Raw genomic sequence first — 23,699 nt, 5'->3', positions numbered from 1 at the left:
CTAAAATCGCATGACCGATCAAGAAAAATTCAAAAATTCAAAAGATCGGGCATAAACCCGTTGCCCGCCCCCACAAACCGACCGGACAAACTCCGTGACGCGGCGACGAACTCACTTGGCGAGCGGGAGCTTGCCCATCATGCCCTCATAGGGCTTGTACGCTTCCTTCGCGAGGTCCGCGTACAACTCGCCGATCTTGGTCGCCTGGGCCACGAAACCCTCATAGGCGCCCTTGAAATAGTCGGTCTGGATCTCGACAGCCTTGTCGAGGGTCTTGGCGCCGAGCAGCTTCTCAGCCGCCGCAGTGCCTTCCTCGAAGGACTTCTTGGAATAGTCGGCCACTTCGACCGAGATGGCCTGAAGGCCCTTCGACATCACGCCGAAACCCTTCATCGCGTTCTCGAGGTTATCCTTGCCGAGCTTCTGCAGCTCGTCGATGTTCTGGACCATGGGCCGCCTCCTGGATGCTGCTTCCTCGCGTCCCATGCACCAGAAGCGCACGTACGCCCGGGAATTCTCCCGGCACAAATGGATAATGCAGCGCACCATCGCCGTCAAGAAAATTGTGCATCGCACAACGTGCCGTTATGACCGCTTATGAAGCTTGCCGCATGGTGTCCATGATATTGCCAAATCAGGCAGGTTCATAAGCGCCGGTTTACGACTTCGTAACCGCACTCTCCCTAACATTCAGGGAGTGTTCGTCCGGCAACGTCTCCCGAGCCGCCCGCCAGTTTGCCCGGCATTATCGGGATGGCGGGTCTTGGGCGTTCAAGGGCTTAGGTGGTACCCGGCTTCGACCGGGTGTGAGTAACGGGACGGGTTCATGCGGGTTCCGGGCAGGGTCGGCACGTATTTCCTTCGTGCGGGAATGGTGCTTCTGGCGGCTTCACTGGTCAGTGGCGGCGTCGCCGAGGCGGCGACGAAGAAAAAGAAGACGGGCGCGAAGCCGACCGCTTCACGCGTCGTCGACAGCCGCGTCTGGCAGCGCGGCTATGCCGATATCGTCATCGACGCCAATACCGGGCGCATCCTGCATCAGGACAATCCCGATGCGCTGCGCCATCCGGCCTCCGTCACCAAGGTGATGACGCTCTATATCCTGTTCGAGCAGCTCGAAGCCCGGCGCCTGCGTCTCGATTCCCAGCTCAAGGTATCCGCCAACGCCGCCCGCCAGCAGCCCTCCAAGCTCGGCGTGAAGGCCGGCTCCACCATCTCGGTGGAAGACGCGATCCAGGCGCTCGTCACCCGCTCGGCCAATGACGTCGCCGTGGTGATCGCCGAGAACATTTCCGGCGACGCGAACAGCTTCGCCCAGCTCATGACCCGCCGCGCCCGCCAGCTCGGCATGTCGCGCACCACCTTCAAGAACCCCCACGGCCTGCCCAACCCGCAGCAGGTCACCACTGCGCGCGACCTCGCCACTCTCGGCCGCGCCGTTCAGGAGCGCTTCCCGCGCTACTACGCCTATTTCGAGACCCGCTCGTTCAACTATCGCGGCGCGGCGATCCGCAATCACAATCGCCTGCTCGGCCGCATCGACGGCGTGGACGGCATCAAGACCGGCTACACCAATGCCTCCGGCTTCAACCTGCTGACCAGCGTGAAGCGCGATGGCCGCTATGTGATCGGCGTCGTGCTCGGCGGCACCAGCGGCGCCTCCCGCGACAACCGCATGGCCGCCCTGATCACCGAGGCGCTGCCCAAGGCCTATTCCGGCCGCCAGCAGGTCGCCCGCATGGACAAGGCCCCGAGTGGCGCGATGGAAGACGCGCCGGTCGCTGTCGCCACCGCCCCGACGCCGATGCCCAACCCGGTCGCCCTCATCGAGCCCGTCGCTTCCGCCGAGCTGGACGTCATTCCGGTGCCGCAGAGCAATCCGCGCGTGGCCATGGCCTCCGCCGCCGGCCCCGCTTCCACGGACGAGGCCGATCCGGTGGTGACCGGCGCCGTTCCCGTGCCGCGCGCCGCGCCGGTGCGCGTCGCCTCGCTCGACCCGGCGGCCGCGCTGCCGGAAGCCGGCTCCGCCGCACCGATCGTTCCCACCACGGTGAAGACCATCGCCGTGGTCCGCCCCTCCGCCGCGCCCACCGCGAGCTTCAGCAACCAGCCCGGCATTCTCGGCACGCTGTCCTTCTCCAGCTCCGACGCCGCCGGCTCCAGGAATGTCGCCGCCGCCCCGGCTCAGCAGGCGCTCAAGCAGGCGGCGCCCGCGCAGCAGCCGGTGCAGGTTGCCAGCCTTGGCTCGGGCGACATCCCGCTTCAGGCCGCGCAGGCCGCCGGCCAGGCCGCCGCGCCGCGCGCCGGCTGGGCGATCCAGATCGGTGCGTTCGGCTCCGAGGCCGATGCCCGCGCCCAGCTCGCCAAGGCGAAGGGCAAGGCGCCGCAGGCGCTCTCCAATGTCGATCCCTATACGGAGACCGCGGTGAAGGGCTCCACCCCGATCGTGCGCGCCCGCTTCGCCGGCTTCGACGCCGAATCCGCCGCGCGCAAGGCCTGCCAGGCCCTGAAGCGCAGCGATTTCGGCTGCATGGTCTTCCGCAACTGAGAGGGGTTGCGTTCAATGACCCCGGATCAGGATATCCTTGGCTTCGTTCACCCGGGCGGCCAGATAATTCGACCCGCCCTGGTCGGGATGCAGTTTCTTCATAAGGGATCGGTGGGCCTTGCGGATGTCGTCCGGCCCCGCCCCCGGCTGAAGCCCCAGGACCTCGTAGGCCTCCTCTTCCGTCATCGCGCCGCGGCGCGGCGGATGAGCATTCCCCCGGCCCGCTTCGCCCTGAGCGTGTTCACGCCAGCCGGGCGTCCGGCGGTCCAGATAAGCTTCGAGTAGCTGGCGGCTCTCGGCATCGACCTCCAGCGCCAGACCGGCGACGGCGCTGGTCTCCAGCCCGTCGAGCTCCCGTCCTGCCAGCGCGCCGGCGATCACCGTTCCCGTGAGCCGGCCGCTGTCATGGTCGAGCCGCATGTCGAGCATCGCGGTGCGCACCTTGGAGGAGCGGCCCGGGCTGCGCCGCGAGCGACCGGAAATGCCGCGCCACGGCATGCGCTGCCCGAGATTCCAGCCCAGCAGCGAGAGGCCGAACAGGCTGAGCGGGATCGCCGTCGCGATCTGTCCGCGCGCGCCGAGAAACCCGGCGAGCAGCACCATCGCCCAGCCGCCGCCGCTGCGCGCCAGCCGGGCGAGCTTCTTCGGGTCGCTGCGGCTGAAGGATTTCAGGCCCCAATAGAGCAGCCCCACGATGATCGCGGCCATCAGAAGCGTGATCATCGCGCGTCCTGCATGGCGGCGATCAGCGCCCGTGCCCCCGGCGAGGAACCGGCCAGCGCGGTGAGCGCGCTCCGCCCGCCCGCCGCGTAGCTCGCCGCCGCCCGGAGCAGCGCCCGAAGCTGCGCCGAGGCACCGGCATCGAAGCGGCACCAGGCGCCCTTGGTCAGCCGGGCGATCTCGCGGAAGGCGCGCTCGGCATGCGGATCCGTCCCCTCCTGGAACAGGAACACCGGCACGCCGTGCAGGGCGAGCGGCCCGGCCTGCGCGCACAGTTCGTCCAGCGTCTCTTCCATGGCGTCGCCGACGAAGACGAGGGCCCCCACCTGCCCTTCCACCGCCTCGCGCCCGGCATGGCCGAGCACGCGGCCGATCTGGGTGCGCCCTCCCCGGCAGTCGATCCTGGCCATCATCGCGCCGAGCTTGCGCGGTTCCGCGATCCATGGCGAGGCGCGGCACTCGTCGAGGCCGCGATAATAGACCAGTTGCACGTCGAGCCCGCCGACCGCCCCGGCCTCCTCGAACATCTCGGCCTGTAGCGTACAGGCGAGGTCCCAGGTCGCCTGCCGGCTCAGGGTGGCGTCCATCGCGAAGATCAGACGTCCCCGACGCGACGCGGCCACCGGCGGACGGGCCTTAACCTCCGCGAGGAAGGCCGCGACGCCGCCGGACGTCGGGGTGCCGGCAAGCTCGTCGGCACGTGTCTTCTTCAGGTCGGAACTCATTCTCTCTCGAAACGCTGGCCCGTCGGCGTCGGCCACGGGAATCGTGGCCGGGGCCGCCGGATAACAAGGTTAAGTTAGGTTAAAGACCGCCGCCCGCAACCGCCATCCGCCGCGCGGGGCGGTTGACCCGCGACCTTCGTCTGATACGTTCCCGCGCCCGAACGGCACAGTTGCGAGCCTCGTCATGTCCTTCAGCGCCACCTCCTCCTCCACCGACACCGGGTCGATGCCGGTCGGCATGGTCCACACCGTCGCCGATCTGCGGCGGCAGGTCGGAGATTGGCGAAAGGCCGGGAAGCGCATCGCGCTGGTGCCGACCATGGGCGCGCTTCATGCCGGCCATGTCGCGCTGATGGAGGCCGCCAGCCGGCAGGCGGACAAGGTCGTGCTCTCGATCTTCGTGAATCCGACCCAGTTCGCCCCGACCGAAGATCTCAGCCGCTACCCGCGCACGCTGGAAGCCGACCTCGCCAAGGCGCAGGGCGCCGGTGTCGCGCTCGCCTTCGTCCCGTCGGCGGCGGACATGTACCCGGACGGCTTTTGCACCACCATCTCGCTCGCAGGGCCCGCGCTGGGTCTGGAGACCGATTTCCGCCCGACCCATTTTGCCGGCGTCGCGACGGTGGTTGCCAAGCTGCTGATCCAGGTGGCGCCCGATGTCGCGCTGTTCGGAGAGAAGGATTACCAGCAGCTCGCCGTGGTGAGCCAGCTCGCGCGCGATATGGATCTGCCCGTGACCATCCTCGGCGTCCCGACCGTGCGGGAGGCTGACGGTCTCGCCCTGTCGTCGCGCAATGTGTATCTGTCGCCCGCCGAGCGCGCGAACGCGCCCGCCCTCCATCGCGCGCTGACGCAGGCCGCGCACGCCATCGCCGGAGGCGCCGAGCCGGCGCTCGCGGTCGAGGCCGCGCGGGCGCAGGTGATCGCGGCGGGATTCGCGCTGGATTATCTGGAACTGCGTCATGCCCGCACGCTGGCGCCCGTCGCTGCAGCGACCGACGGCCCGCTGCGCCTGCTGGTCGCCGCGCGGATCGGCACCACGCGGCTCATCGACAATATTCCGGTCCCGCTGTGACGGCCGGTCAGGTGAAGCTGATATAGCTGATTGCCATGCCGATGATCACGGCCGCGAGCCCGATGCCGAGCACATAGCGCATCGGCTTCACTTCCACCGCCTGCCGCTCCTCGGTATCCGCCTTCACCACCACCTCGCCATTCTCGACGACGCGGTGATCGTCGGAATCCTGATGCGTCATGTTATCGGCCATCATCGCCTCCTGTGCTTTCTGCCGTGTCAGGGGCAACGCATCAGCAGCCGATTTGCTCCCGGCCGCGCTCAGATCAATCCGAGCGCCCGCAATTCCCGGCGCATGTCCTCCGGCAGCGCGGGGGCGGCGCCACCGGCGGCCAGATCGGCCGGCGCCTCTTTCGGCGCGAGATAGCGCCAGCCCTGGAACGGGCGGTTCGGCCGCGGCTCGACCCGGTGCACCACCGGATCGAGGATCAGCCGGCAGCGCCGGATGCCGTCGCCATCGACAAAGGGGCGAATGTCCACCAGCTCTTGCCGGCACGCGGTCTCGCCCTTGATCACCCAATAGAGCGAGCCGCCGGCCAGCAGCTCCGCTGTGCGGGTCGGCACCATGCGCGTGGTGTGGAAAGTCTCGACGGTCTCGCCGCGCGCGGCCTTCTCGGCCCGCTTCTCAGCGATCCACTCTTCGAGGTCCTGGACTGATTCGGCACCGACGCAGAGCTTGAGCAGATGAAGGGTCATGGTGTTCCGGCACGGGCGACAGGGGGCCCCTCTATACCCGCTTCACGACCGGCCAGTCGATCTCGTCTTCGGCCAGGATGCCGGTCTCCTTGAGCGCGGCATCCTTCCACGCGACGAAGGCGGGGTGGTCGTGGATCGCCGCCACATAATCCGCGAGCGCCGGATCGATCGGCAGCTCATAGGTGCGGATGCGGGTCGCGACCGGGGCGTACATGGCGTCGGCCGCGCTGAAGGCGCCATAAAGAAACGGCCCGCTTTGCCCGAAGCGCTCCCGCGCCTCCAGCCAGCGCCGGCCGATCTTGCGCAGGTCGCTGGCGGCCGCATCGGGCACCGCGCGCGCCTCGACCGGGCGCCAGAGGTTCATCGGAAATGCCGAGCGCAGCCCGCCGAAGCCGTTATGCATCTCGGTCGCCAGCGAACGGGCATGGGCGCGAGCGGCGGGGTCGGACGGCCAGAGCGGGCGGTCGGGAAAGCGCTCGGCGAGATGTTCGAGGATCGCGATCGATTCCCAGACCACGGCCTCGCCGTCGATCAGCACCGGCACCTTGCCGGCCGGGGAATGCCGGCGCACCTGCTCCTTGAAGTCCGGGGCATCCAGCGGCACCAGCACTTCCTCGAACGGAATGCCGAAGGCCGTCATCGCCAGCCAGGGCCGCAGCGACCAGGACGAATAATTCTTGTTTCCGATGATGAGCCTGAGCGCCATCGCCATCCCCGCTTGGCCGTGGAAAAGGCCGGCAGCATCTGCCAGCCTCGCGCATTCGGCAATCGATCAATGTTGATGGCCGCCATCAAGGCTCGCTATGGATACCGCGCGGCGGCGCGGGCGCTGCACCATGAAAAAAGCCCCGGCTCAACCGCCGGGGCTTCCAATGGATAAGGCGGTGCCGCGCGGTTCGCAGCGGCGATGTGCCTAAACGTGACCGGCCGTCCGGCGTCTGGCGTCAGCTGGCGATCTGGCTGGCGGACTGGAAGCCGCCAAACAGGTAAACCAGTGCAACTGCCGTCAAAAACGCCACAACGGCCCAACGTGCGACTCCCCAACAGGAGCGCTCGGTAACCGAATTCATGTGGAACTCCGGGGTAAACTCTACTACCGCGTAGACTTGCGGGAACGACTCCCTGTCCGACGCGCGGAACGAAACAATATTTAATAAAAGGTTACCGATTTCGCAATCGCAATATCGTCACATTCCACTGCACCAGGCGCATGTCTCCCGCGTGCCGCCCGCATGTCGCAACGAGAGCCACCCCGCCACCTCGCGCTCTTGAACAGCGGCGCCCGGCCCGTCATCCTGCACCGGGCTGGAAACCTCCCACTCGACCAGCCGCCGGAAAGACGGATCCAACCCCATGATGGGCTTCAGCTTTATCGACGCCGTCGCCTTCGCGGCCTTCATCGCCGCGTGGATCGCCTACCATTATCTGATGGAGGGCGAATGGTCGGAACGCCGCACGCTCAACCGCCGCATGGACGCGTTTCGGATCGAGTGGATGCAGCGCATGCTGACGCGCGAGAATCGCATCGTCGATGCCCAGATCGTTGCCGCGCTGCAAAATGGCACGGCATTCTTCGCCTCGACCTCGCTGCTGGCCATCGGCGCCGCGCTCGCGATCCTGCAATCCACCGACGCGGTGATGAAGCTGTTCGCCGACCTGCCCTTCGTCTCGCCCCACCGCACCAGCTGGGAGCTGAAGACGCTCGGCATCACGCTGATCTTCGCCAATGCCTTCTTCAAGTTCGGCTGGGCGTACCGGCTGTTCAACTACACCACCATCCTGCTCGGCTCGACCCCGCCGCCCTCGGAGGCGCACACCCCGCAGGCCAAGGCTCATGTGCTCAAGGCCGCGCGCATGGCGACGCTGGCCGGCCGGCACTTCAACCGGGGACAGCGCTCCTTCTTCTTCGCCATCGGCTATCTGGGCTGGTACATCAACGCCTGGGCCTTCATGGCCGCCACGCTCGCGATCTTCATCGTGATGACCAACCGGCAGTTCGGCCCCGATTCGCACTGGGTGCTCGACGACCAGGAGCCGCTATGACCGCCGATCTGCCGCCGGAAGGCGCCGATTCCGCCGATACCGATGCCGTGGCGCTGGCCATCCTGGCCACCGCCGCCGCTCCGGATGCCGGCCGCAGCGTCGCGCCCGAGCAGGTGGCCCGCGCACTGGCAACGGAGAGCGACTGGCAGCGCCTGCTGCCCGCGATCCGGCAGGCGGCGGTGCGGCTCGCGCGCGAGGGGCAACTGGTCATTTATCGCAAGGGCAAGCCGGTCGATCCCGAGAACTTCCGCGGCGTCTACCGGCTGGGCTTGCCGCGGTACGACGAGGCGTGACCAAGCAGCCCGCTCAGGGCGCCGGCATCAGCGCATTGGTACGCCCGGTCAGGTAGTAGACCGCGAGCCCGACCCACTCGCGCACCGCGAGATCGGTGAAGGCCAGCCCTTCGGCGACATTGCGGAACGGCTCGGTCCAGCGGGAATGGCCGGTGGTGCGGAAGTCTACCGGGTAGGCGGTGACGTCGAAATCGGCGACGCGAAAGCAGCCCATGGCACGCGGCATGTGATAGGCCGAGGTCACCAGCAACCAGCGCTCGCCCGGCTTGGGAGCCACCAGATCGCGGCTGAACGCGGCGTTCTCGGCGGTGTTGCGCGAGCGATCCTCGAAGGTGACGCGCTCGACCGGAATGCCGAGCTGGGGCAGCGCCATCCGCACCACGTCGGCCTCGCTGAGACGGGTCTCGCGCACCAGTTCGCCGCTACCGCCCGAGAAAACGATCTTCGCGTCCGGGTAACGGCGGGCGAGGTCGGCCAGCGTCGTGATGCGCTCGCCGGCTTCCTGAAAGCTCGCCTGCCCCCGCGCCTGCGTGATGAGCGGCAACTCGCCTCCACCGAGCACGACCACGCCATGAACCGGTAAGCCATCATCGACGAAGGACGGGAAACGGTTCTCCAGTGGGACGGTCAGCGCCCTGCCGGGAGGGCCGAGGCCGAACACCACCAGTCCCAGCAGACCGGCACAGATCAGCGCGAGGCCGACCCGCCGCAGCCGGCACAGCAGCAGCACGAGGCCGAGCACGGCGACGATGGTCAGAAAGGTCGAGGGAACGGCGATCGCCCAGAATATCTTTGAGAGCTGAAAGAACATCCGCTCCGGTCACTCCCTCAAACGCGCTGGCGGCGCTGGTACGTCACGCTGGCGGGATTGGCCGCGCGATCGAGATAGCGCGCGACGCTCTCCACCGGCATGGGTCCGGCGAGGAGGAAGCCCTGCATATGGTGGCAGCCCACCGATTGCAGGTAGCGCAGCTGCTCGCGCGTCTCCACACCCTCCGCCGTCACCGTAATAGCCAGCGCCCGCGCCAGGCGCACCACGCAATCGATGATGGCGGCCGCGTCGTCGGTATGGGCGATGTTCTGGGTGAAGCTTCGGTCGATCTTGATGGTGTCGACCCGGAACCGGCGCAGATAGCCGAGCGAGGAATAGCCGGAGCCGAAATCGTCCAGCGCGATGCGCACGCCCATGCGCCGCAGCGCGGAGAGCGCGGAAAACGCCTCAGGCTGGTTCTCGAACAGCAGGTTCTCGGTGATTTCGATCTCCAGCCGCTCGGCCGGGAACCCGGTTTCCGCGAGGATGGCCGCCACCGCGCCGGCAAGGTTCGGCATGCGGAAATCCACCGGCGACAGGTTCACCGCCAGCCGGGTCTCGCCCCAGCCCCTCGCCTGCTCGCAGGCGCGGCGCAGCACCGTCATGTCGAGTTCGGTCACCAGCCCGGTGCGCTCGGCAATCGGCACGAATTCGCCCGGCGAGATCAGACCCTTGACCGGATGAAGCCACCGCACCAGCGCCTCGAAGCCGATCACGGTCTCGCCGTCGGCCGAGAATTGCGGCTGGTAGTAGACCGTCAGCTCGTTCTCGACGAGGGCGCGCTGCAATTCGAGCTCGATGTCGCGCCGGCGCATCAGCTCGCTTTCCATCTGAGGCTCGAACACGAACATCGTGCCGCGCGCCTCGGTCTTGGCGCGGTAGAGCGCGATGTCGGCGAGACGGATGAGCTGGGTGGCCTCGCGGCTGTGGTCGGGCGCCAGCGTGGCACCGATGGTTCCACCCACGATCATGGTCTGGCCGGCAATCGACATCGGCTGGCGCACCATGTCGATGATGATCGCGCCGGCCTCGGCCACCGCCTGCGGGCCCGGCCCCACCGGCACCAGTATGACGAACTCGTCGCCGCCGAAGCGCGACGCCACGCCATCGGGGAACGGCAGCATCTGGAGCCGCGTGCCGATCTCCATCAGCAGCATGTCGCCGACATGGTGGCCGAGCGTGTCGTTGATGTCCTTGAACCCGTCGAGATCGAGGAAGAACACCGCGAGCCGCTCTCCGTTCGCCAGTCGCATGACGCGCGCATCGAGTTCGCGCATCAGCATGGCGCGGTTGGCCAGCCCGCAGAGCGGATCCACATAGGCCAGATGGGTCGCCAGCGCCTCGCTATGGGCGAGGTCCTGCGTGGCACGGCGGGCATACCAGAGCACGATGGCGGCTGAGGTCAGCAGCAGCACCGCCGTGCCGAGCAGGGCCGGCAGCAGCGCGCGGATCAGCGAGCCGCCGGGATTTTCAGGCTGCCAGCTCAGCCAGGCCGGCGGCGTATCCGCGCCCGTGAACGGAATCGCCACCGCTTCGAGTTCGGCGGACGGCACCTCGTCCGAGATCACCGGGTTCACGATCTGCAACTCGCCGAGAAGGTCGCGCAGAAATCCCTCATCGAGGAACAGCACGGTGACGGCGATCGGCGCCATATGGTCCGGCACGACCACCCGCCCGAAATCCGGTGTGATGCTGATGGCGCCAACCAGCGCCGGACGCCCGTCCACGCGGACATAACCGGACTCGAAGACCGGCGGCAGGTCGCGGCCCGCCTCCGGCGTGGTCTCGACCCGCTTCTCGAACTGGGCGACGCGTTCGAGATAGGCCGCCCGCACCTTGTCGACCACCGGCATGATCGCGGCGCCGTCGAAAGGCGCGGAATCGGGAGGCACCAGATTGCCGTCTATGGAGGCGTAGGCCACCCCGCTTTCGACGACGATATAGGAGCGGTCATGCTGCTGGGTGTCGTGCAGCCAGCGGCCGAAATTGCGGTGAACCCAGTCGGCGTCGAGATAATAGGCCGTGCGCAGCACCGACTCGTCCCAGTGCGCGAAGCTTGCGAGGTCACGCTGGAGATAGGTGGCGCGGCGTTCCAGCGAATTGCGCACCAGCTCGACGCCGCGCACGCGGGCGGCGGCGTCGATGCGCTCGGCGGCCAGCAGCGAGAAGGCGCCCATGGCCACCACCGCCGCGAGTATGACCAGAATGACAGCGGCGATCATCCGGTCGCCGGCACGGATCGACACCGAGCCTCGCAAACCCTCGGAAGACCAACCACGCCGCATGGCCGACACGTCACTCTCTGGCGGAGCCCGATGAAGGGCGCCGGTGGGCGTCCTCATTGGCTCCTCCCGCTCACGGAGCAATCTAGACGCGATGGGTTAATGCTGCGCGAAGCGACGGCATTTTTCCAGCGCCGTTTGCCGTAGTCAGAACCATAGCGACGCGATGCCCAGAAAGGCGAAGAATCCGACCACATCAGTGATCGTGGTCACGAACGGTCCCGACGACACCGCAGGATCCACCTTCAGGCGGTCAAGCGTCAAGGGTATCAAGATGCCACCCAGCGCCGCCGCGACAAGGTTGATGATCATCGCCAGCCCGATGACGAAACCGAGATCGGCAATGCCGAAGCGTGCAAACACCACGCCGGCCATAATCACCGCGAACACCACGCCATTGAAAAGGCCGACCAGCAATTCGCGCGCGATCACGCGCTTGGCGTTGCTCGGGCGCAGCTCGCGGGTGGCAAGGGCACGCACCGCGACGGTCATGGTCTGGGTACCGGCATTGCCGCCCTGGCTGGCGACGATCGGCATCAGCACCGCCAGCGCGACCATTCGCTGCAGTTCGTCCTCGAACAGCGCGATGACGAAGGAGGCGATGTTCGCGGCGATGAGGTTGAGCAGCAGCCATGAGAAGCGGCTGCGCGCGATGTACCAGAAGCTGTCCGACAGCTCCTCGTCGCCGGCGACGCCGCCCAGCGCCTTCAGGTCCTCTTCGGCTTCCTCCTGGATAACGTCCACGATGTCGTCGACGGTGAGCACGCCGACCAGCCGGCCGGCATCGTCGACCACCGGTGCGGAGATGAGGTTGTAGCGCTCGAAGACGCGCGCCACGTCCTCCTGGTCGTCGATCGCCTTGACCACATGGCGGTCGGGCATCACCACGTCGCCGAGCTTCATGCCGCGCTTGGTGCGCAAAAGCCGATCGAGCGGCACCGAGCCGGTGAGGCGGTAGGTCGGATCGACCACGAAAACCTCGAAGAAGGTCTCCGGCAGCCCTTCGGTCTCGCCGAGATAATCCAGCGTCTGCCCGACAGTCCAGAACGGCGGCAGCGCGATGAACTCGGTCTGCATGCGCCGGCCGGCGCTTTCTTCCGGGTAGTCGAGGCTGCGCTGCAGCGCAGCGCGCTCGAGCGTCGGCAGATGGCCGAGAATCTCCTGCTTGTCGGCATCGTCGAGGTCTTCGAGAATGTAGACCGCGTCGTCGGAATCGAGATCGCGCACGCCCTCGACCACGGTCTTGGTCGACAGCTCCTCAAGGATCTGCACGCGGACGGTTTCGTCGAGCTCGGTGAGCGCGGTAAAGTCGAAGTCCGAGCCGAGCAGTTCGATCAGCCGGGGCCGTTCCGCGGCGGGCAGCGCTTCCAGCAGGCGGGCCAGGTCGGTTTCGTGCAGCTCGGAGATCTGCTGGCGCAGCGCGTCGACATCGCCATCATCGACCGCCGCGACGACGCGCTCGATAAAGGCGGGCTCCTCGGCCGGATTGCGTTCCGGCTCGGGCGGGCGCGCAGCCGAAGTGCCGGCGAGCTCGTCTTCGTCGCGCATGCCGCACTCCGGGTTCGGCCACTGAATCGAGGAATGGAGTCGTTCTATGAAGCATTGGCGCCGAACGCAAATCAGCTTTCACCCCGCGTGGCGCATGGCAAAGCCCGGCTTCAGGTATGGGCGCGCGGCGCGGCGCGAGACCGGGCGCCGGGTGGTATCATGACGGTGGAAAAGGCGGTGCATCTGTTGGTTCACGGCCGGGTTCAGGGCGTCGGCTACCGCGCCTGGCTCGCGAGCGAGGCACGTCGCCGCAGCCTGCGCGGATGGGTACGCAACCGCCGCGATGGCACGGTGGAAGCGGAGATCGAAGGCGAGGCCGGCGCCGTGGCGCAAATGATCGCGGCCTGTCGGCAGGGGCCGCCGGCGGCCAGCGTCAGCGCGATCGATACTGCCGAGATCCCGGCGACACGCGCCACCGGGTTCGAGGTACGGCCGACGACTTGAGCAGCGTTACTCGGTCGCGCCGAACAGCGCCTCGAACTCACGCCGCAGCGCGATATCGACATCGGCCATGGTCACGGGCAGGCCGAGTTCCACGAGACTGGTCACGCCGTGCTCGCGTACGCCGCACGGGACGATTCCCTCGAAATGCGACAGCTCGGGGTCCACGTTCAGCGAGATGCCGTGCATGGTCACCCAGCGCCGCACCCGGATGCCGAGCGCGGCGATCTTGTCCTCGCCCGGTCCGGCCTTGGTGGGGTGCACCACCCACACCCCCACGCGATCCTCACGCCGCTCGCCGCGAATGTGGAACGACCACAGCGTACGGATAAGCCATTCCTCCAGCGTCGCCACGTAGCGCCGCAGATCGGGCGTGCGCCGCTTGAGGTCCAGCATCACATAGGCCACGCGCTGGCCGGGGCCGTGATAGGTGAACTGCCCGCCCCTGCCGGTCTCGAACACGGGAAAGCGCTCCGGCTCCATCAGGTCCTCGCGCCGCGCGCTGGTGCCGGCGGTGTAAAGCGGCGGGTGCTCCAGCAGCCAGACGGTCTCCGGCTCGCGCCCGCTGGCGATCGCCTCAGCGAGGCGATCCATCTCGGCGAGCGCCTCCGCGTAATCCAGCAGCCCGTCGGACACGCGCCAGCGCACCGGGGCAGCGCCCGGCGACGGCAACAGGGTGGTCTCCAGTTCCTGCCTCGCAGGCGCGCGTGCGGTCTCGATGGTGCTCATGGTGCGGCTCCTGTCGCCACACATAATCATCGCAACGCCCTCTGTCTGCCCTGCCGGCCTGCATGGCCGGCGCGACTGTTCACAGCCCTGTGCGGAACTGCGGCTTGCGGCTCTTGTGGACCCTCGGGCGATCTGTTAGACGATGCCCGCCCGCGTCGGTAGCCACTCTTCGGCTTTTCCGGCGGTTGGCGATGCGGTCGTGGCGGAATTGGTAGACGCGCTGCCTTGAGGTGGCAGTGGGTAACACCGTGGAGGTTCGAGTCCTCTCGACCGCACCATCTTCTTCAGGTGCGCATTCATTCGATGCCTGAAAGCAGGAGCCGGCTTCGGCCGCCCTGCCCCGGGTGCCCGGCCGGTGTGGCCCGGCCCACCGCGTGAACGACCTTCCCTCGATGTGCCGGCGACGATCCCTGATGCCTGCGGCGCGCTCAAAGCAGCGGCAGAAGACGCGGCAGCAATCCCGTTGCGCGCGCGTAATCGATCATTTCCGCGACCGGCAGCACCAGCAGGAACAGCAGCGCGTCGCGTAGCGCGCGGGCGAGCACGCGCGGATGGAAGCGGGGCGCCTCCGCCTCGCGGTACGCCGCAAGGCGCGGCCAGAGCAGCGGCACCCGCCGCGCGTAGGCGGCATAGGCGCCGCCGAAACGGCCGGCGAGCAGCCTCTCCTCCCGTTGCGCGGTGTGGCGAAGCTGGAGGAAGCTGACGCCGCCAAGCACCAGCGCCGCCACAAGACTGCCAAAGGCCAGCCCCGCCCCGGCTGCGCCGATGATCGAGAACAGATAGAGCGGGTTGCGCGTGACCGAGTACGGCCCTTCGGTCACCAGCGTCGCATTCTTGCGCCCACCAATATAGAGCGTGCACCATAGGCGGCCGAGCGTGGCTGTCAGGATGAAGCTCTGCCCCAAGGCGCGCAGCAGGCTGAATGCCAGCGAATCGGGCGCCCAGACGCTGCGGGACACCAGAATTCCCCCTGCGACGAGGCCAACGCAGATGCCGAGCACTGCGATTCGGCCATGCTGGTCGAGATATCCACGCCGTGCGCGGGTGCCGCCGCCCGCCTGCGGCTCACTCCCCGCCGCCCTCATCGGAACCGGCCCGAAAGCCGGCCCGAGGGGCCATCGGCGCGCTGGCATCGGCGCCGGCGGCGGGGAATGGCGGGCAATGTCATGGTTGAGCTCGGCTCTTGGGGCGAAGGGAAGCGGTGAACGCCATTGCTCCGCCCTCCCCCACCGCGCCGCCATGGCGGTTTCGCAATTGCGCCAGATTCTTCGCTACCGTGCCGACATGTGCGGATGGGGAGCTTTCGCGATGCGCGAATTCGCGATTTTCTGGGATGACGCGTGGTTCCGACTGCGCTCGGCCGAGATCGTGGTGGCGCTCGCCGTCAGTCCGGCCCTGGCCTGGATCGGACCGTTCGACCTCGTCGAGGGATCGTTTCTCGCACGGATGGGATTCTGGAGCGGAGTGCTGGCCAGTTGGTTCGTGCTCGTCGCAGTGAGCGAGCAGTTGTTGGCACGCAGCCCGACGGTCGGGGCGCTCCATAGCTGGCCGCGACGTGCCGTCACGCTCGCGCTCGCCGCGGTTCCGATGATCGGCATCGTCGGGGGCGCGATCGAGGCGCTGCATGGCTGGCACCCCTCCGTCGCTGAGGTCACCGAGCTGTATTGCCAGATCCTCGTGCTTGGCTCAGCCTTCATGCCTGTCGGCGATCGTCTGGTCGCGCCTCTGGTCCGTTCGGCGCAAGCCGCAGGGCGTGCCGAATTCGAGGCGCGCCATGACAGCCCGGCCCTGCCGGCGGCTGCGGACGACGCGCTACCCTCCGCCGGTCTCACCTGCCCGCTGATCCTGCAGCTTCCGCCGGACATCCGCGGACCGCTGGTCTGCCTGGAGATGCAGGACCACTATGTGCGCGTGCACACCACGCACGGCTCCACCCTGGTCCTGATGCGCCTGCGCGATGCCATCGCCCGCACCCAGCCGGTGCCGGGGCGGCAGGTGCACCGCTCATGGTGGGTGGCCGATGGCGCGGTGGAACGTTTCGAGCGTGCGGGCCGCACCGGCATGGTGCAGCTCAGCAACGGGTTGCGCGCGCCGGTGTCACAGCGCTACCTGCAGCAGGTTGCAGAAGCGCTCGACGTCGCGGCCTCCCCGCTGGAGGAGGCCGCTATCGGCCGGGAGAATGCCTGCGCGTGAGCCCTCCGACCTGACCGCACATGCCGCTTATTGCGGCACCGCCGCTGTTTCGGACATGGCCGGCACGATGTGCACCACCTTGTAGCCGCCGGCCTGGAGCGCGGCCAGGAAGGCGGGCAGCATCTTTACGGTCTGCGCGCGGGTGTCGTGGAACAGGATGATGCCGCGCTTGGCATGAGCCAAACGCTCCATCACCAGATGCAACTGCACCTCGGGCGTCATCTGCACCCAGTCGCCGGCCCACAGATCGGCTCCGAACACGCCGATACCGCGCTTGGACAGATAATCCAGCAGCTCAGGCGAGGAGCCGAAGCCGGGAAAGCGGAAGAACGGCACGCGCGGATGGGCGCCGGCCGTGCCATAGGCCGCCTTCTCGTCGGAGGCGATGCCCTTTTCGATATCGGCGACAGCCTTGTCGAAGGGCATATCCGCCAGCGTCATCGGATGGGTCTGGCTGTGATGGCCGACGGTGTGGCCGTCCCGGATGATGCGTTTCAGGAGATCGGGATGCGCCGCCGCATTGCGGCCGACCACGAAAAAGGTCGCCTGCACACAGGCTTCGCGCAGCGCCTTCAGCGCCGCCGGTGTGGTCGCGGGAAACGGTCCGTCATCGAAGGTGAGCACGACCTCGCCCTCTGCGAGATCAAGCGTCTGAGGGAAATGCTTGGTGCCGACCTGAAGGCCGCGCGCATCGACCTCCATCACCCGCGAGGTGCCGAGCTTGCCGTCACAGGAGGCAGCGGCCAGCGCCTGCGATGAACAGGAGGCCATGATGAGCAGGGCGGCGAGCCGAGGGAGCGACGGCATGTCGAGTTCCAAACCAGTGTCGGGCACCCGTGCCTAGCCGCTTTTTAGGCCGGATGGAATCGGGAGATTGGCGGACATGCCCTGCAAGGCCGGCTTGTCCGCCTCTCCTGCCCCCTCAGATGGCGGCTCAATAGGCGTTATGGTGCACCGTGACGCGGACGGTCATCAACAGGATCTTGATGTCCAGCCACAGCGACCAGCCATTGATGTATTCGAGATCGGCGGCGACACGCTGCTCGATATCCGTGCGGTGATGGGTGGCCCCACGGAAGCCGCGCACCTGAGCCAAGCCGGTGACGCCGGGCTTCATGGCGTGGCGGCTCCAATAGTCCGGCACCAGTTCCCAGAACAGCGCCCCCTCCGCCCGGGACCCCAGCGCGTGAGGCCGGGGACCGACCAGGCTCATGTCCCCGAACAGCACGTTGAAGAGTTGCGGCAGCTCGTCGATGCTGCTGCGTCGCAGGAACTTGCCCAGCCGGGTGACGCGATCGTCGTCGCGCGAGGCCGAGACGCCACCGGTGTCGTCGGTGCGATCCGTGCGCATCGAGCGCAGCTTGAAACAGCGATAGGATCGGTTGTTCCGCCCGACGCGCTCCTGCACGAAGAAGGCGGGACCGGGCGAATCGAGTTTTACCAGAATGGCGAACAGCCCGATGACCGGGCCGAACACCAGCAGCATGCCACTGGTCACCACCAGATCGAACAGGCGCTTGACGAAACGCTCGCCGAGATTGAGCGGTCCGCGCGAGATCACCAGCGTGGGGTGGTTTTCCCAGCTCGACAGCGCGAGCGGGAGCATGTCACCGGTATCGGCGACCACCTCGGCGTCATAACCGCTCAGCCGCATCGCGCGTGACCAGAGCTGCCGGTCACGCGGGTCGGCGAAGGAAAGCACGATGCGGTCGGCATCGCGGGCGAGCCGGCCTATTCGGTCGAAAAAGCCGGGATCGCTCAATTCCGGCACCAGTCCGCTGTTGCGCACATCGACCAGCATGGTCGCCCGGTTGCCCGAGCGCCGCTCGATCCCGGTACCGTCGGTCAGCACCACGATGCGCGGCTCGATCGCCGGTGCCAGTAGCCGCCGCAGCAGCCGATAGCCGACGATCCGGCTGGCCCAGAGCAGCGAGAGCACGATCACCAGCGTATTTGCGGTCTCAACGCGGGATAGGTCCTGGCTTACCTTCAGCGCAAAGATGACGAAGAAGCCGATCGCAACCGCGATGCACAGGGCCAGGAAGGCCGCCAGCAGCGTTCGCCCGAGTACCCGGAGCGTGCGTATGTCGTAGGCACGCAGCAGGAAGGCTGCGAGCAGATAGATCGGCGCCAGCAGCGCGGCGGCGTCCGACACGTTTTCGATCTGAAAGCCGTCATAGCGGATGGCAGAGGCCGCCCACCCGGCAAGCGCGAAGCACAGCATGTCGAGCAGCGCCGCACCGACGACCAGGGCATAGCGCACGACATGACGATAGCGGGTCAGAAAGCCGCTGGAAAAACGCCGCGCGCGCCGCTTGTCACGCGGGGCGTCGGCAAGATTGTAAAGTCGAATATCGCTCATGGCCGACTGTTCCAATTCCCCCAACAGTCAGTTTAAAAAATAGGCCGGAACGACAGCGTCGCAAACCGCTGCCCCTCCGCAAAATAGCTCCAAGCAATTCGCAGACCATCAGCAGAGCCTCAGGCTCTGATATCAGGCCGGGCCGCCCTCAATGCAGGCGGACGTCCCTTTTAACTCCAATAATCCTGCGCCTTTATGAAGGACGCACCCGACGGACATGCCCTGAAGGCAGGATTCCAGACACAGGTTCGATCCGCGCCGACAGAATGCGCGCATATAGTTTAATCATATGACGTATTGATAGCAGCCGCCAGATGTCGGGCATATTTTGAGGCGCGCGGTGCGCCGTCAGCTTTCCGGCGCGTCGACGATCGGGTCGTAGTGCGAGGCATCGAAGCCGAGCACGTTCCAGCTCTGCTGCATATGAGGCGGCAGCGGTGCGGAAACGTCTATCAGGCGATCATCGCCGCGCGGGTGCGGTATAACCAGCCGGCGCGCCAGCAGATGCAGGCGGTTCTGCAGCCCGCCGGGCAGCGGCCAGTTCTCGATGTCGAAATATTTCGGATCGCCGACGATCGGGTGCCCGATATGGGCGGCATGGGCGCGCAATTGATGGGTGCGCCCGGTCACCGGCTTCAGCGACAGCCAGGACAGCTTCTGCCCGGCATGATCCACCACGGCGTAATAGGAGATGGCGTGGCTCGCCTCATCCTCGCCATGGCGGGCAACCCGCATGCGCTCGGCCGCCTCGTCCTTGGCGAGATAGGTCGAGATGCGCCCCTGACGCGGCTTCGGAACGCCGGGTACCAGCGCCCAGTAAACCTTGCGAGCCGAACGCGAACGGAAGGTCTTGGCGAGCGTCGAGGCTGCGAGACGCGATTTCGCCACCAGCAGGATGCCGGAGGTGTCCTTGTCGATACGGTGGACGAGGCGCGGCTTCTGGCCGTCCGAACCGCGCAGCGCCTCAAGCATGCCGTCGACATGGCGATAGGTGCCCGAGCCGCCCTGCACCGCGAGGCCGAACGGCTTGTTCAGCACCAGCACGTCGCGGTCCTCATACAGCGTCATGTCGCGCAGCGCGGCGGCGTCCTTGTCGTCGGAGGAGGCCCGCTTCACCGCCGGCGCCGCCAGCGGTTCACCCGATGGCGCACGCGGCAGCCGCGGGGGCGCCTCGCCACGCGCCACCGCCTCCTGAGCCTCCAGAAAATCGGCGGCGGAGGGCTGCGGCTTCTCTTCCAGCGGAGGAATGCGGATGGCCTGTCCGGCCGAGAGCCGCGTATTGGTCTTTACCCGCCCGCCATCGACGCGGACCTGCCCACTGCGCAGCAGCTTCTGGAGATGGCCGAAGGACAGATCCGGGAAATGCGCCTTGAACCAGCGGTCCAGGCGCATGCCCTCTTCGTCGCGGTCGACGTTGCGTGTCTCGACGGCCATGGAATGCAATCTCCTCAAACCCCAGCAGATAGCCGAGACCGGGCCCCACGTCACGCTTTACGAGCTACAATCGGCGTGCGCGGCATTCACGCCAGCGCCCGGACCAGCGCCAGCCCGCCGAACACCCCGACCAGCGACAGCGCCACCGAGCCGCCGACATAGAGCGCGGCAAGCCCGGTTGCCCCGCGATCGACCAGCAGAGCCGTCTCCAGCGAAAAGGCGGAGAAGGTCGTGAAGCCGCCGAGAACGCCGGTCACGGCGAAAAGCCGCGCCGATTGCGACCACGGCGCCGCCATCTTGAAGGTCAACCAGCCGGCGACGCAGCCGATCAGGAAGGAGCCGAGCACGTTGACGCACATGGTGCCGGCCGGAAAGCTCGTGCCGAACAGGCGGGGGGCGTACACGTTCACACCGTACCGGAACATCCCGCCAATTCCCGCACCCAGAAAGACCAGCACCAGAGCGTTCATTCCTTGCCCCGCCTTTCCGCGCGCAGCCGCGCCCAATAATCGAGCCGCTTCTTCACCTCGCGCTCAAAGCCGCGCTCATTGGGCCGGTAGAGGTCGAGATGGCCGTCCGGCGCCAGCTCGTCCGGGAAAAAGCTCTGCCCGGCATAGGCGTCCGGGTAGTCGTGATCATATTGATAGCCGGCGTGGTAGCCGAGATCCTTCATCAGCTTGGTCGGCGCATTGAGAATGTGCCGGGGCGGCTGCAGCGAGCCGGTCTTCTGCGCCAGCGCCATGGCGGCGTTGAAGGCGGAATAGGACGCGTTCGATTTCGGAGCGGTCGCGACATAGGCGATGGCCTGCGCCAGGAACAGCCGCCCTTCCGGCCAGCCCACTCTCTCAAACGCCGTCCATGCCGCCACCACCTGCGGCATGGCCTGCGGGTCGGCCATGCCGACATCCTCGGACGCCGCGCAGCACAGCCGGCGGAAGATCGTGCCGGGGTCCTCGCCACCCACGATCATGCGCGCCGCCCAGTACATCGCCGCGCTGGCATCCGAGCCGCGCAGGCTCTTGTGGAAGCAGCTCAGCAGATTGTAATGCTCGTCCTGCCCCTTATCGTAGACTGGTGCGCGCTTCTGCATGGTCGCGGCGAGCGCCGCGACATCGAGGTCCGGCCCCGGCGGCAGCGAGAGCAGTTCCTCGACCAGACCGAGAAGATAGCGCCCGTCGCCGTCCGCCATCCCGGCCAGCGCGGAGCGGGCCTCCGCATCGATGGGAAGCCGCCGCCCCTCCAGCGCCTCGGCGCGCTCCAGCAGGCCCTCGATGGCGGCAGCATCCAGCGGTTTGAACACGAGGACACGCGCGCGCGAAAGCAGCGCCGCGTTGAGCTCGAAAGACGGATTTTCGGTCGTCGCGCCGATCAGCGTCACCGTGCCGTCTTCCATCACCGGCAGGAAACTGTCCTGCTGGGCGCGGTTGAAGCGGTGAATCTCATCCACGAACAGCAGCGTGCCCTGCCCGATCGCCCGGCGCCCGCGCGCGGCCTCGAACACCTTTTTTAAGTCGGCGACGCCGGTGAAGATCGCGGAAATCTGCTCGAAATGCAGATCGGTCTGCCGCGCCAGCAGCCGCGCCACCGTGGTCTTGCCGGTGCCGGGGGGGCCCCAGAACACCAGCGAGCCGAGCGCGTGATTGGTGATCATCCGGGTCAGCATGCCGTCTGGCCCGGTCAGGTGCTCCTGCCCGACCACCTCGGAGAGTTGCTGCGGGCGCAGCCGGTCCGCCAGCGGCCGCGGTGCCGCGTTATCCAGACCGGCCGAAGCGAAAAGATCGGACACGCCTCACCCCGGAAGCATGGCGGTGAGCTTGCGCCCGCCGCGCTGGAGCGTGATGCGCCAGATCCGTGAGCGCTGGGCGGTGACCTGCGCGAGATCCGCCGTGTGGGCAATCTCGGTACCGTTCACCTCCAGCACAACGTCCCCCGCGCGCAGGTTGAAGCGCTCGGCCGGCGAATTCTCAGCGACCGCCGTGACGACCACGCCGCTCTCCACCTCGATGGTGCGCATTTCCTCCGCGACGGCAGGCGACAGATTGACCACCGTCGCGCCGGCGAAGGGCGATCTATTGTCGAGCGTCAGCTCATCGCGCGGCGTTGTTTCCGGCGCCGATTGCAGCGCCACATCCAGCGACATCTCGCGGCCCTGCCGGATGATTCCGAGTTGCGTCGAGCCGCCGAGCGGCCGAGTGGCGAAGCGGTAGCCAAAGCCGTCGGGGTCGTCGATCGCCTGGCCGGCCACCGAGACGATCAGATCGCCGGGCTTCAGGCCCGCGCCGGCCGCCGGGCTTCGCGGCACGACGCTCTGCACCAGCGCGCCGGTCGGGCGCGGAAGGTCGAGCCCCTCGGCGATATCGACCGTCACCTTTTGCAGATTGGCGCCGAGCCAGGGGCGGCGCACCACCTTGCTGCCGCCGAGCGCGGATTGCAGCACCACGCGCACCATGTCGGCCGGAATCGCGAAGCCGATGCCCTGCGAGCCGCCGGAGCGCGAGAAGATCGCGGTATTGATGCCGACCACCCGCCCGGCGCCGTCAACCAGTGCGCCGCCCGAATTGCCCGGATTGATCGCCGCGTCGGTCTGGATGAAGAAGCCGTAATCGGTGATGCCGAGCTGGGTGCGGGCGAGCGCGGAGACAATGCCCTGCGTCACCGTCTGGCCCACGCCGAAGGGGTTGCCGATGGCGAGCACGATGTCGCCCACTTCCAGGTCATCCGACGAACCGAGCTCCGCGAACGGGAAAGCGCCCTTCCCGCCCTTGAGCCGCAGGATGGCGAGATCGGTGCGCTGATCGCGCAGCACCAGCTCCGCGTCGAATTCGCGCTTATCGGCGAGCGCGACCCGCACCTCGTCCGCGCCCTCGATAACATGGTTGTTGGTCACCACGATGCCACTGGGATCGACCAGGACACCGGAACCCAGCGAGCGCTGGATGCGCTCGCTCGGCCCATCGAAGCCTGGCACATCCGGGCCCCCGCGATCGCCGAAGAAGCGGCGGAAAAACGGATCGTCCAGCAGCGGGTTATTCCGCGGCATGCTTTTCAGGGCGTAGACGTTGACGATCCCCGGCGCGGTGCGCGCCACCACGGGAGCGAACGACAGACCGATCTCGGCGCGCGAGGCCGGCACGCGCGGCTGCTGGGCCTGCGCGGGAACGATGGTTGCGACGAGGATGAAAGCGAGGGCGAAGCGCGACAGCATGTTCATGGCGAAGATATAAACCTCGCCCGATGGCGGAGAAAGGGCAGCCGTGACGCGCACAGCCACTCCGGACAACGAAAAAGGGCGACCCGAAGGCCGCCCTTTTCAAATTCGTGGTGTGACGAGCAATCGCCGCCGATCAGGCCGCGACTTCCTCGCTCTTGGTGGCCTCGTGGCGGGCGAGGTCCGCCGCGCCCTTGGCCGACTCATCGCGATCCACCAGTTCGATCACGGCGATGGCGGCCGAATCACCATGACGGAAGCCCGCCTTGATGATGCGGATATAGCCGCCATTGCGCTCCTTGTAGCGCGGGCCGATCACGTCGAACAGCTTGCGCACCACGGCCACGTCGCGCACTTCCGCGATAGCCTGACGGCGGGCATGAAGGCCGCCGCGCTTGCCGAGGGTGATCAGCTTCTCGACCACCGGGCGAAGGTCCTTGGCCTTCGGCAGGGTGGTGACGATCTGCTCATGGGTCAGGAGCGCCTGAGCCATGTTGGCAAACATGGCCTTGCGGTGTTCGGCGGTCCGGTTGAACCGGCGATAGGTCTTGCCGTGGTTCATGGCGAATTTCCTAAAATGCGGCGGCTTTC

At 67.2% G+C, this 23,699-nt stretch carries 24 protein-coding genes and 1 tRNA gene; 7 read left to right on the top strand and 18 right to left on the bottom strand.

Going from position 1 to position 23,699, the window contains the following annotated elements; all coding sequences use genetic code 11:
* Positions 1 to 111: 111 nt before the first annotated feature.
* Positions 112 to 450 carry a phasin family protein gene (locus MKI84_RS00990; RefSeq protein ID WP_241616107.1) on the bottom strand — a complete coding sequence of 113 codons (339 nt, stop codon included), beginning with the start codon at positions 448 to 450 and terminating at the stop codon, positions 112 to 114.
* A gap of 376 nt (positions 451 to 826) precedes the next feature.
* Here MKI84_RS00990 and MKI84_RS00985 point away from each other — a divergent pair, with 376 nt between their 5' ends.
* Positions 827 to 2,548, top strand: coding sequence for a D-alanyl-D-alanine carboxypeptidase (locus MKI84_RS00985; RefSeq protein ID WP_241616106.1), 1,722 nt, complete (start codon positions 827 to 829; stop codon positions 2,546 to 2,548).
* A gap of 12 nt (positions 2,549 to 2,560) precedes the next feature.
* Here MKI84_RS00985 and MKI84_RS00980 read toward each other — a convergent pair whose 3' ends face one another.
* Together MKI84_RS00980 and MKI84_RS00975 are read right to left on the bottom strand one after the other, a co-directional pair.
* Complete coding sequence (locus MKI84_RS00980; RefSeq protein WP_241616105.1) at positions 2,561 to 3,271, bottom strand: DnaJ domain-containing protein; 711 nt, start codon at positions 3,269 to 3,271, stop codon at positions 2,561 to 2,563.
* Positions 3,268 to 3,993 carry a VWA domain-containing protein gene (locus MKI84_RS00975; protein ID WP_241616104.1) on the bottom strand — a complete coding sequence of 242 codons (726 nt, stop codon included), beginning with the start codon at positions 3,991 to 3,993 and terminating at the stop codon, positions 3,268 to 3,270. Before MKI84_RS00975 ends, MKI84_RS00980 begins: the two co-directional genes overlap by 4 nt.
* 184 nt (positions 3,994 to 4,177) lie before the next feature.
* Between MKI84_RS00975 and panC the strand changes: the two genes are divergently transcribed.
* A complete protein-coding gene (gene panC, locus MKI84_RS00970; protein WP_241616103.1) occupies positions 4,178 to 5,068 on the top strand; it encodes a pantoate--beta-alanine ligase in 891 nt (296 codons plus the stop codon).
* Positions 5,069 to 5,075: 7 nt separating this feature from the next.
* Here panC and MKI84_RS00965 read toward each other — a convergent pair whose 3' ends face one another.
* The 3 genes from MKI84_RS00965 to MKI84_RS00955 form a co-directional block, all read right to left on the bottom strand.
* On the bottom strand, positions 5,076 to 5,261 hold the full coding sequence (locus tag MKI84_RS00965) for a hypothetical protein (protein ID WP_241616102.1): 186 nt from the start codon (positions 5,259 to 5,261) through the stop codon (positions 5,076 to 5,078).
* A 68-nt stretch (positions 5,262 to 5,329) separates the two neighbouring features.
* Positions 5,330 to 5,764 carry a DUF1489 family protein gene (locus MKI84_RS00960; RefSeq protein WP_241616101.1) on the bottom strand — a complete coding sequence of 145 codons (435 nt, stop codon included), beginning with the start codon at positions 5,762 to 5,764 and terminating at the stop codon, positions 5,330 to 5,332.
* A 31-nt stretch (positions 5,765 to 5,795) separates the two neighbouring features.
* On the bottom strand, positions 5,796 to 6,470 hold the full coding sequence (locus MKI84_RS00955) for a glutathione S-transferase family protein (RefSeq protein WP_241616100.1): 675 nt from the start codon (positions 6,468 to 6,470) through the stop codon (positions 5,796 to 5,798).
* A 647-nt stretch (positions 6,471 to 7,117) separates the two neighbouring features.
* On the opposite strand from MKI84_RS00955, the gene MKI84_RS00950 reads away from it, so the two are divergent.
* Together MKI84_RS00950 and MKI84_RS00945 are read left to right on the top strand one after the other, a co-directional pair.
* Positions 7,118 to 7,807 carry a DUF599 domain-containing protein gene (locus MKI84_RS00950; protein ID WP_241616099.1) on the top strand — a complete coding sequence of 230 codons (690 nt, stop codon included), beginning with the start codon at positions 7,118 to 7,120 and terminating at the stop codon, positions 7,805 to 7,807.
* Positions 7,804 to 8,100, top strand: coding sequence for a DUF3253 domain-containing protein (locus MKI84_RS00945; protein WP_241616098.1), 297 nt, complete (start codon positions 7,804 to 7,806; stop codon positions 8,098 to 8,100). The genes MKI84_RS00950 and MKI84_RS00945 overlap by 4 nt, the downstream gene beginning before the upstream one ends.
* Before the next feature lie 13 nt (positions 8,101 to 8,113).
* Here MKI84_RS00945 and MKI84_RS00940 read toward each other — a convergent pair whose 3' ends face one another.
* The 3 genes from MKI84_RS00940 to mgtE all read right to left on the bottom strand — a co-directional run bounded on the left by MKI84_RS00940 (position 8,114) and on the right by mgtE (position 12,741).
* Complete coding sequence (locus tag MKI84_RS00940) at positions 8,114 to 8,911, bottom strand: YdcF family protein (protein WP_241616097.1); 798 nt, start codon at positions 8,909 to 8,911, stop codon at positions 8,114 to 8,116.
* A 17-nt stretch (positions 8,912 to 8,928) separates the two neighbouring features.
* Entirely contained in the window at positions 8,929 to 11,157 is a 2,229-nt protein-coding gene (locus MKI84_RS00935; RefSeq protein ID WP_241616096.1) for a bifunctional diguanylate cyclase/phosphodiesterase, read from the bottom strand.
* Positions 11,158 to 11,340: 183 nt separating this feature from the next.
* Positions 11,341 to 12,741: a magnesium transporter gene (gene mgtE / locus MKI84_RS00930; protein ID WP_241616095.1), complete on the bottom strand. Its 1,401-nt coding sequence runs from the start codon at positions 12,739 to 12,741 to the stop codon at positions 11,341 to 11,343.
* 159 nt (positions 12,742 to 12,900) lie between these two features.
* On the opposite strand from mgtE, the gene MKI84_RS00925 reads away from it, so the two are divergent.
* A complete protein-coding gene (locus tag MKI84_RS00925) occupies positions 12,901 to 13,185 on the top strand; it encodes an acylphosphatase (RefSeq protein ID WP_241616094.1) in 285 nt (94 codons plus the stop codon).
* A 6-nt stretch (positions 13,186 to 13,191) separates the two neighbouring features.
* Here the strand turns inward: MKI84_RS00925 and lipB are convergent, their stop codons facing one another.
* On the bottom strand, positions 13,192 to 13,911 hold the full coding sequence (gene lipB, locus MKI84_RS00920) for a lipoyl(octanoyl) transferase LipB (protein ID WP_241616093.1): 720 nt from the start codon (positions 13,909 to 13,911) through the stop codon (positions 13,192 to 13,194).
* A 193-nt stretch (positions 13,912 to 14,104) separates the two neighbouring features.
* Here lipB and MKI84_RS00915 point away from each other — a divergent pair.
* Positions 14,105 to 14,189 (top strand) — tRNA-Leu (locus MKI84_RS00915).
* A 150-nt stretch (positions 14,190 to 14,339) separates the two neighbouring features.
* Here the strand turns inward: MKI84_RS00915 and MKI84_RS00910 are convergent.
* A complete protein-coding gene (locus tag MKI84_RS00910; protein ID WP_241616092.1) occupies positions 14,340 to 14,870 on the bottom strand; it encodes a methyltransferase family protein in 531 nt (176 codons plus the stop codon).
* Between the two features lie 349 nt (positions 14,871 to 15,219).
* Here MKI84_RS00910 and MKI84_RS00905 point away from each other — a divergent pair, with 349 nt between their 5' ends.
* A complete protein-coding gene (locus tag MKI84_RS00905; protein WP_241616091.1) occupies positions 15,220 to 16,104 on the top strand; it encodes a LytTR family DNA-binding domain-containing protein in 885 nt (294 codons plus the stop codon).
* Between the two features lie 27 nt (positions 16,105 to 16,131).
* Here the strand turns inward: MKI84_RS00905 and MKI84_RS00900 are convergent, their stop codons facing one another.
* From MKI84_RS00900 to rplQ, 7 genes are all read right to left on the bottom strand, one after another.
* Entirely contained in the window at positions 16,132 to 16,911 is a 780-nt protein-coding gene (locus tag MKI84_RS00900) for a polysaccharide deacetylase family protein (RefSeq protein ID WP_241616090.1), read from the bottom strand.
* A 127-nt stretch (positions 16,912 to 17,038) separates the two neighbouring features.
* Positions 17,039 to 18,466 (bottom strand): exopolysaccharide biosynthesis polyprenyl glycosylphosphotransferase, encoded by a 1,428-nt coding sequence (locus tag MKI84_RS00895; RefSeq protein WP_241616089.1) that lies wholly within the window; start codon positions 18,464 to 18,466, stop codon positions 17,039 to 17,041.
* Positions 18,467 to 18,814: 348 nt separating this feature from the next.
* A complete protein-coding gene (locus MKI84_RS00890) occupies positions 18,815 to 19,900 on the bottom strand; it encodes an RluA family pseudouridine synthase (RefSeq protein WP_241616088.1) in 1,086 nt (361 codons plus the stop codon).
* Between the two features lie 86 nt (positions 19,901 to 19,986).
* On the bottom strand, positions 19,987 to 20,370 hold the full coding sequence (gene crcB / locus MKI84_RS00885; RefSeq protein WP_241616087.1) for a fluoride efflux transporter CrcB: 384 nt from the start codon (positions 20,368 to 20,370) through the stop codon (positions 19,987 to 19,989).
* Positions 20,367 to 21,686 (bottom strand): replication-associated recombination protein A, encoded by a 1,320-nt coding sequence (locus tag MKI84_RS00880; RefSeq protein ID WP_241616086.1) that lies wholly within the window; start codon positions 21,684 to 21,686, stop codon positions 20,367 to 20,369. Before MKI84_RS00880 ends, crcB begins: the two co-directional genes overlap by 4 nt.
* Before the next feature lie 3 nt (positions 21,687 to 21,689).
* A complete protein-coding gene (locus MKI84_RS00875) occupies positions 21,690 to 23,111 on the bottom strand; it encodes a DegQ family serine endoprotease (RefSeq protein ID WP_241616085.1) in 1,422 nt (473 codons plus the stop codon).
* 133 nt (positions 23,112 to 23,244) lie between these two features.
* A complete protein-coding gene (rplQ, locus tag MKI84_RS00870; protein ID WP_241616084.1) occupies positions 23,245 to 23,670 on the bottom strand; it encodes a 50S ribosomal protein L17 in 426 nt (141 codons plus the stop codon).
* Positions 23,671 to 23,699 lie beyond the last annotated feature (29 nt).

This window comes from Ancylobacter gelatini (assembly GCF_022601675.1).
GTDB classification, from domain to species: Bacteria; Pseudomonadota; Alphaproteobacteria; order Rhizobiales; family Xanthobacteraceae; genus Ancylobacter; species Ancylobacter gelatini.
This window is presented reverse-complemented; position numbering and strand designations above follow the sequence as displayed.

Excerpts from the sequence above, each read along its gene's own strand:
- MKI84_RS00990 (WP_241616107.1), bottom strand. The coding sequence starts at position 450 with ATGGTCCAGAACATCGACGAGCTGCAGAAGCTCGGCAAGGATAACCTC.
- MKI84_RS00985 (WP_241616106.1), top strand. The coding sequence starts at position 827 with ATGCGGGTTCCGGGCAGGGTCGGCACGTATTTCCTTCGTGCGGGAATG.
- MKI84_RS00980 (WP_241616105.1), bottom strand. The coding sequence starts at position 3,271 with ATGATCACGCTTCTGATGGCCGCGATCATCGTGGGGCTGCTCTATTGG.
- MKI84_RS00975 (WP_241616104.1), bottom strand. The coding sequence starts at position 3,993 with ATGAGTTCCGACCTGAAGAAGACACGTGCCGACGAGCTTGCCGGCACC.
- panC (WP_241616103.1), top strand. The coding sequence starts at position 4,178 with ATGTCCTTCAGCGCCACCTCCTCCTCCACCGACACCGGGTCGATGCCG.
- MKI84_RS00965 (WP_241616102.1), bottom strand. The coding sequence starts at position 5,261 with ATGGCCGATAACATGACGCATCAGGATTCCGACGATCACCGCGTCGTC.
- MKI84_RS00960 (WP_241616101.1), bottom strand. The coding sequence starts at position 5,764 with ATGACCCTTCATCTGCTCAAGCTCTGCGTCGGTGCCGAATCAGTCCAG.
- MKI84_RS00955 (WP_241616100.1), bottom strand. The coding sequence starts at position 6,470 with ATGGCGCTCAGGCTCATCATCGGAAACAAGAATTATTCGTCCTGGTCG.
- MKI84_RS00950 (WP_241616099.1), top strand. The coding sequence starts at position 7,118 with ATGATGGGCTTCAGCTTTATCGACGCCGTCGCCTTCGCGGCCTTCATC.
- MKI84_RS00945 (WP_241616098.1), top strand. The coding sequence starts at position 7,804 with ATGACCGCCGATCTGCCGCCGGAAGGCGCCGATTCCGCCGATACCGAT.
- MKI84_RS00940 (WP_241616097.1), bottom strand. The coding sequence starts at position 8,911 with ATGTTCTTTCAGCTCTCAAAGATATTCTGGGCGATCGCCGTTCCCTCG.
- mgtE (WP_241616095.1), bottom strand. The coding sequence starts at position 12,741 with ATGCGCGACGAAGACGAGCTCGCCGGCACTTCGGCTGCGCGCCCGCCC.
- MKI84_RS00925 (WP_241616094.1), top strand. The coding sequence starts at position 12,901 with ATGACGGTGGAAAAGGCGGTGCATCTGTTGGTTCACGGCCGGGTTCAG.
- lipB (WP_241616093.1), bottom strand. The coding sequence starts at position 13,911 with ATGAGCACCATCGAGACCGCACGCGCGCCTGCGAGGCAGGAACTGGAG.
- MKI84_RS00905 (WP_241616091.1), top strand. The coding sequence starts at position 15,220 with ATGCGCGAATTCGCGATTTTCTGGGATGACGCGTGGTTCCGACTGCGC.
- MKI84_RS00900 (WP_241616090.1), bottom strand. The coding sequence starts at position 16,911 with ATGCCGTCGCTCCCTCGGCTCGCCGCCCTGCTCATCATGGCCTCCTGT.
- MKI84_RS00895 (WP_241616089.1), bottom strand. The coding sequence starts at position 18,466 with ATGAGCGATATTCGACTTTACAATCTTGCCGACGCCCCGCGTGACAAG.
- MKI84_RS00890 (WP_241616088.1), bottom strand. The coding sequence starts at position 19,900 with ATGGCCGTCGAGACACGCAACGTCGACCGCGACGAAGAGGGCATGCGC.
- crcB (WP_241616087.1), bottom strand. The coding sequence starts at position 20,370 with ATGAACGCTCTGGTGCTGGTCTTTCTGGGTGCGGGAATTGGCGGGATG.
- MKI84_RS00875 (WP_241616085.1), bottom strand. The coding sequence starts at position 23,111 with ATGAACATGCTGTCGCGCTTCGCCCTCGCTTTCATCCTCGTCGCAACC.
- rplQ (WP_241616084.1), bottom strand. The coding sequence starts at position 23,670 with ATGAACCACGGCAAGACCTATCGCCGGTTCAACCGGACCGCCGAACAC.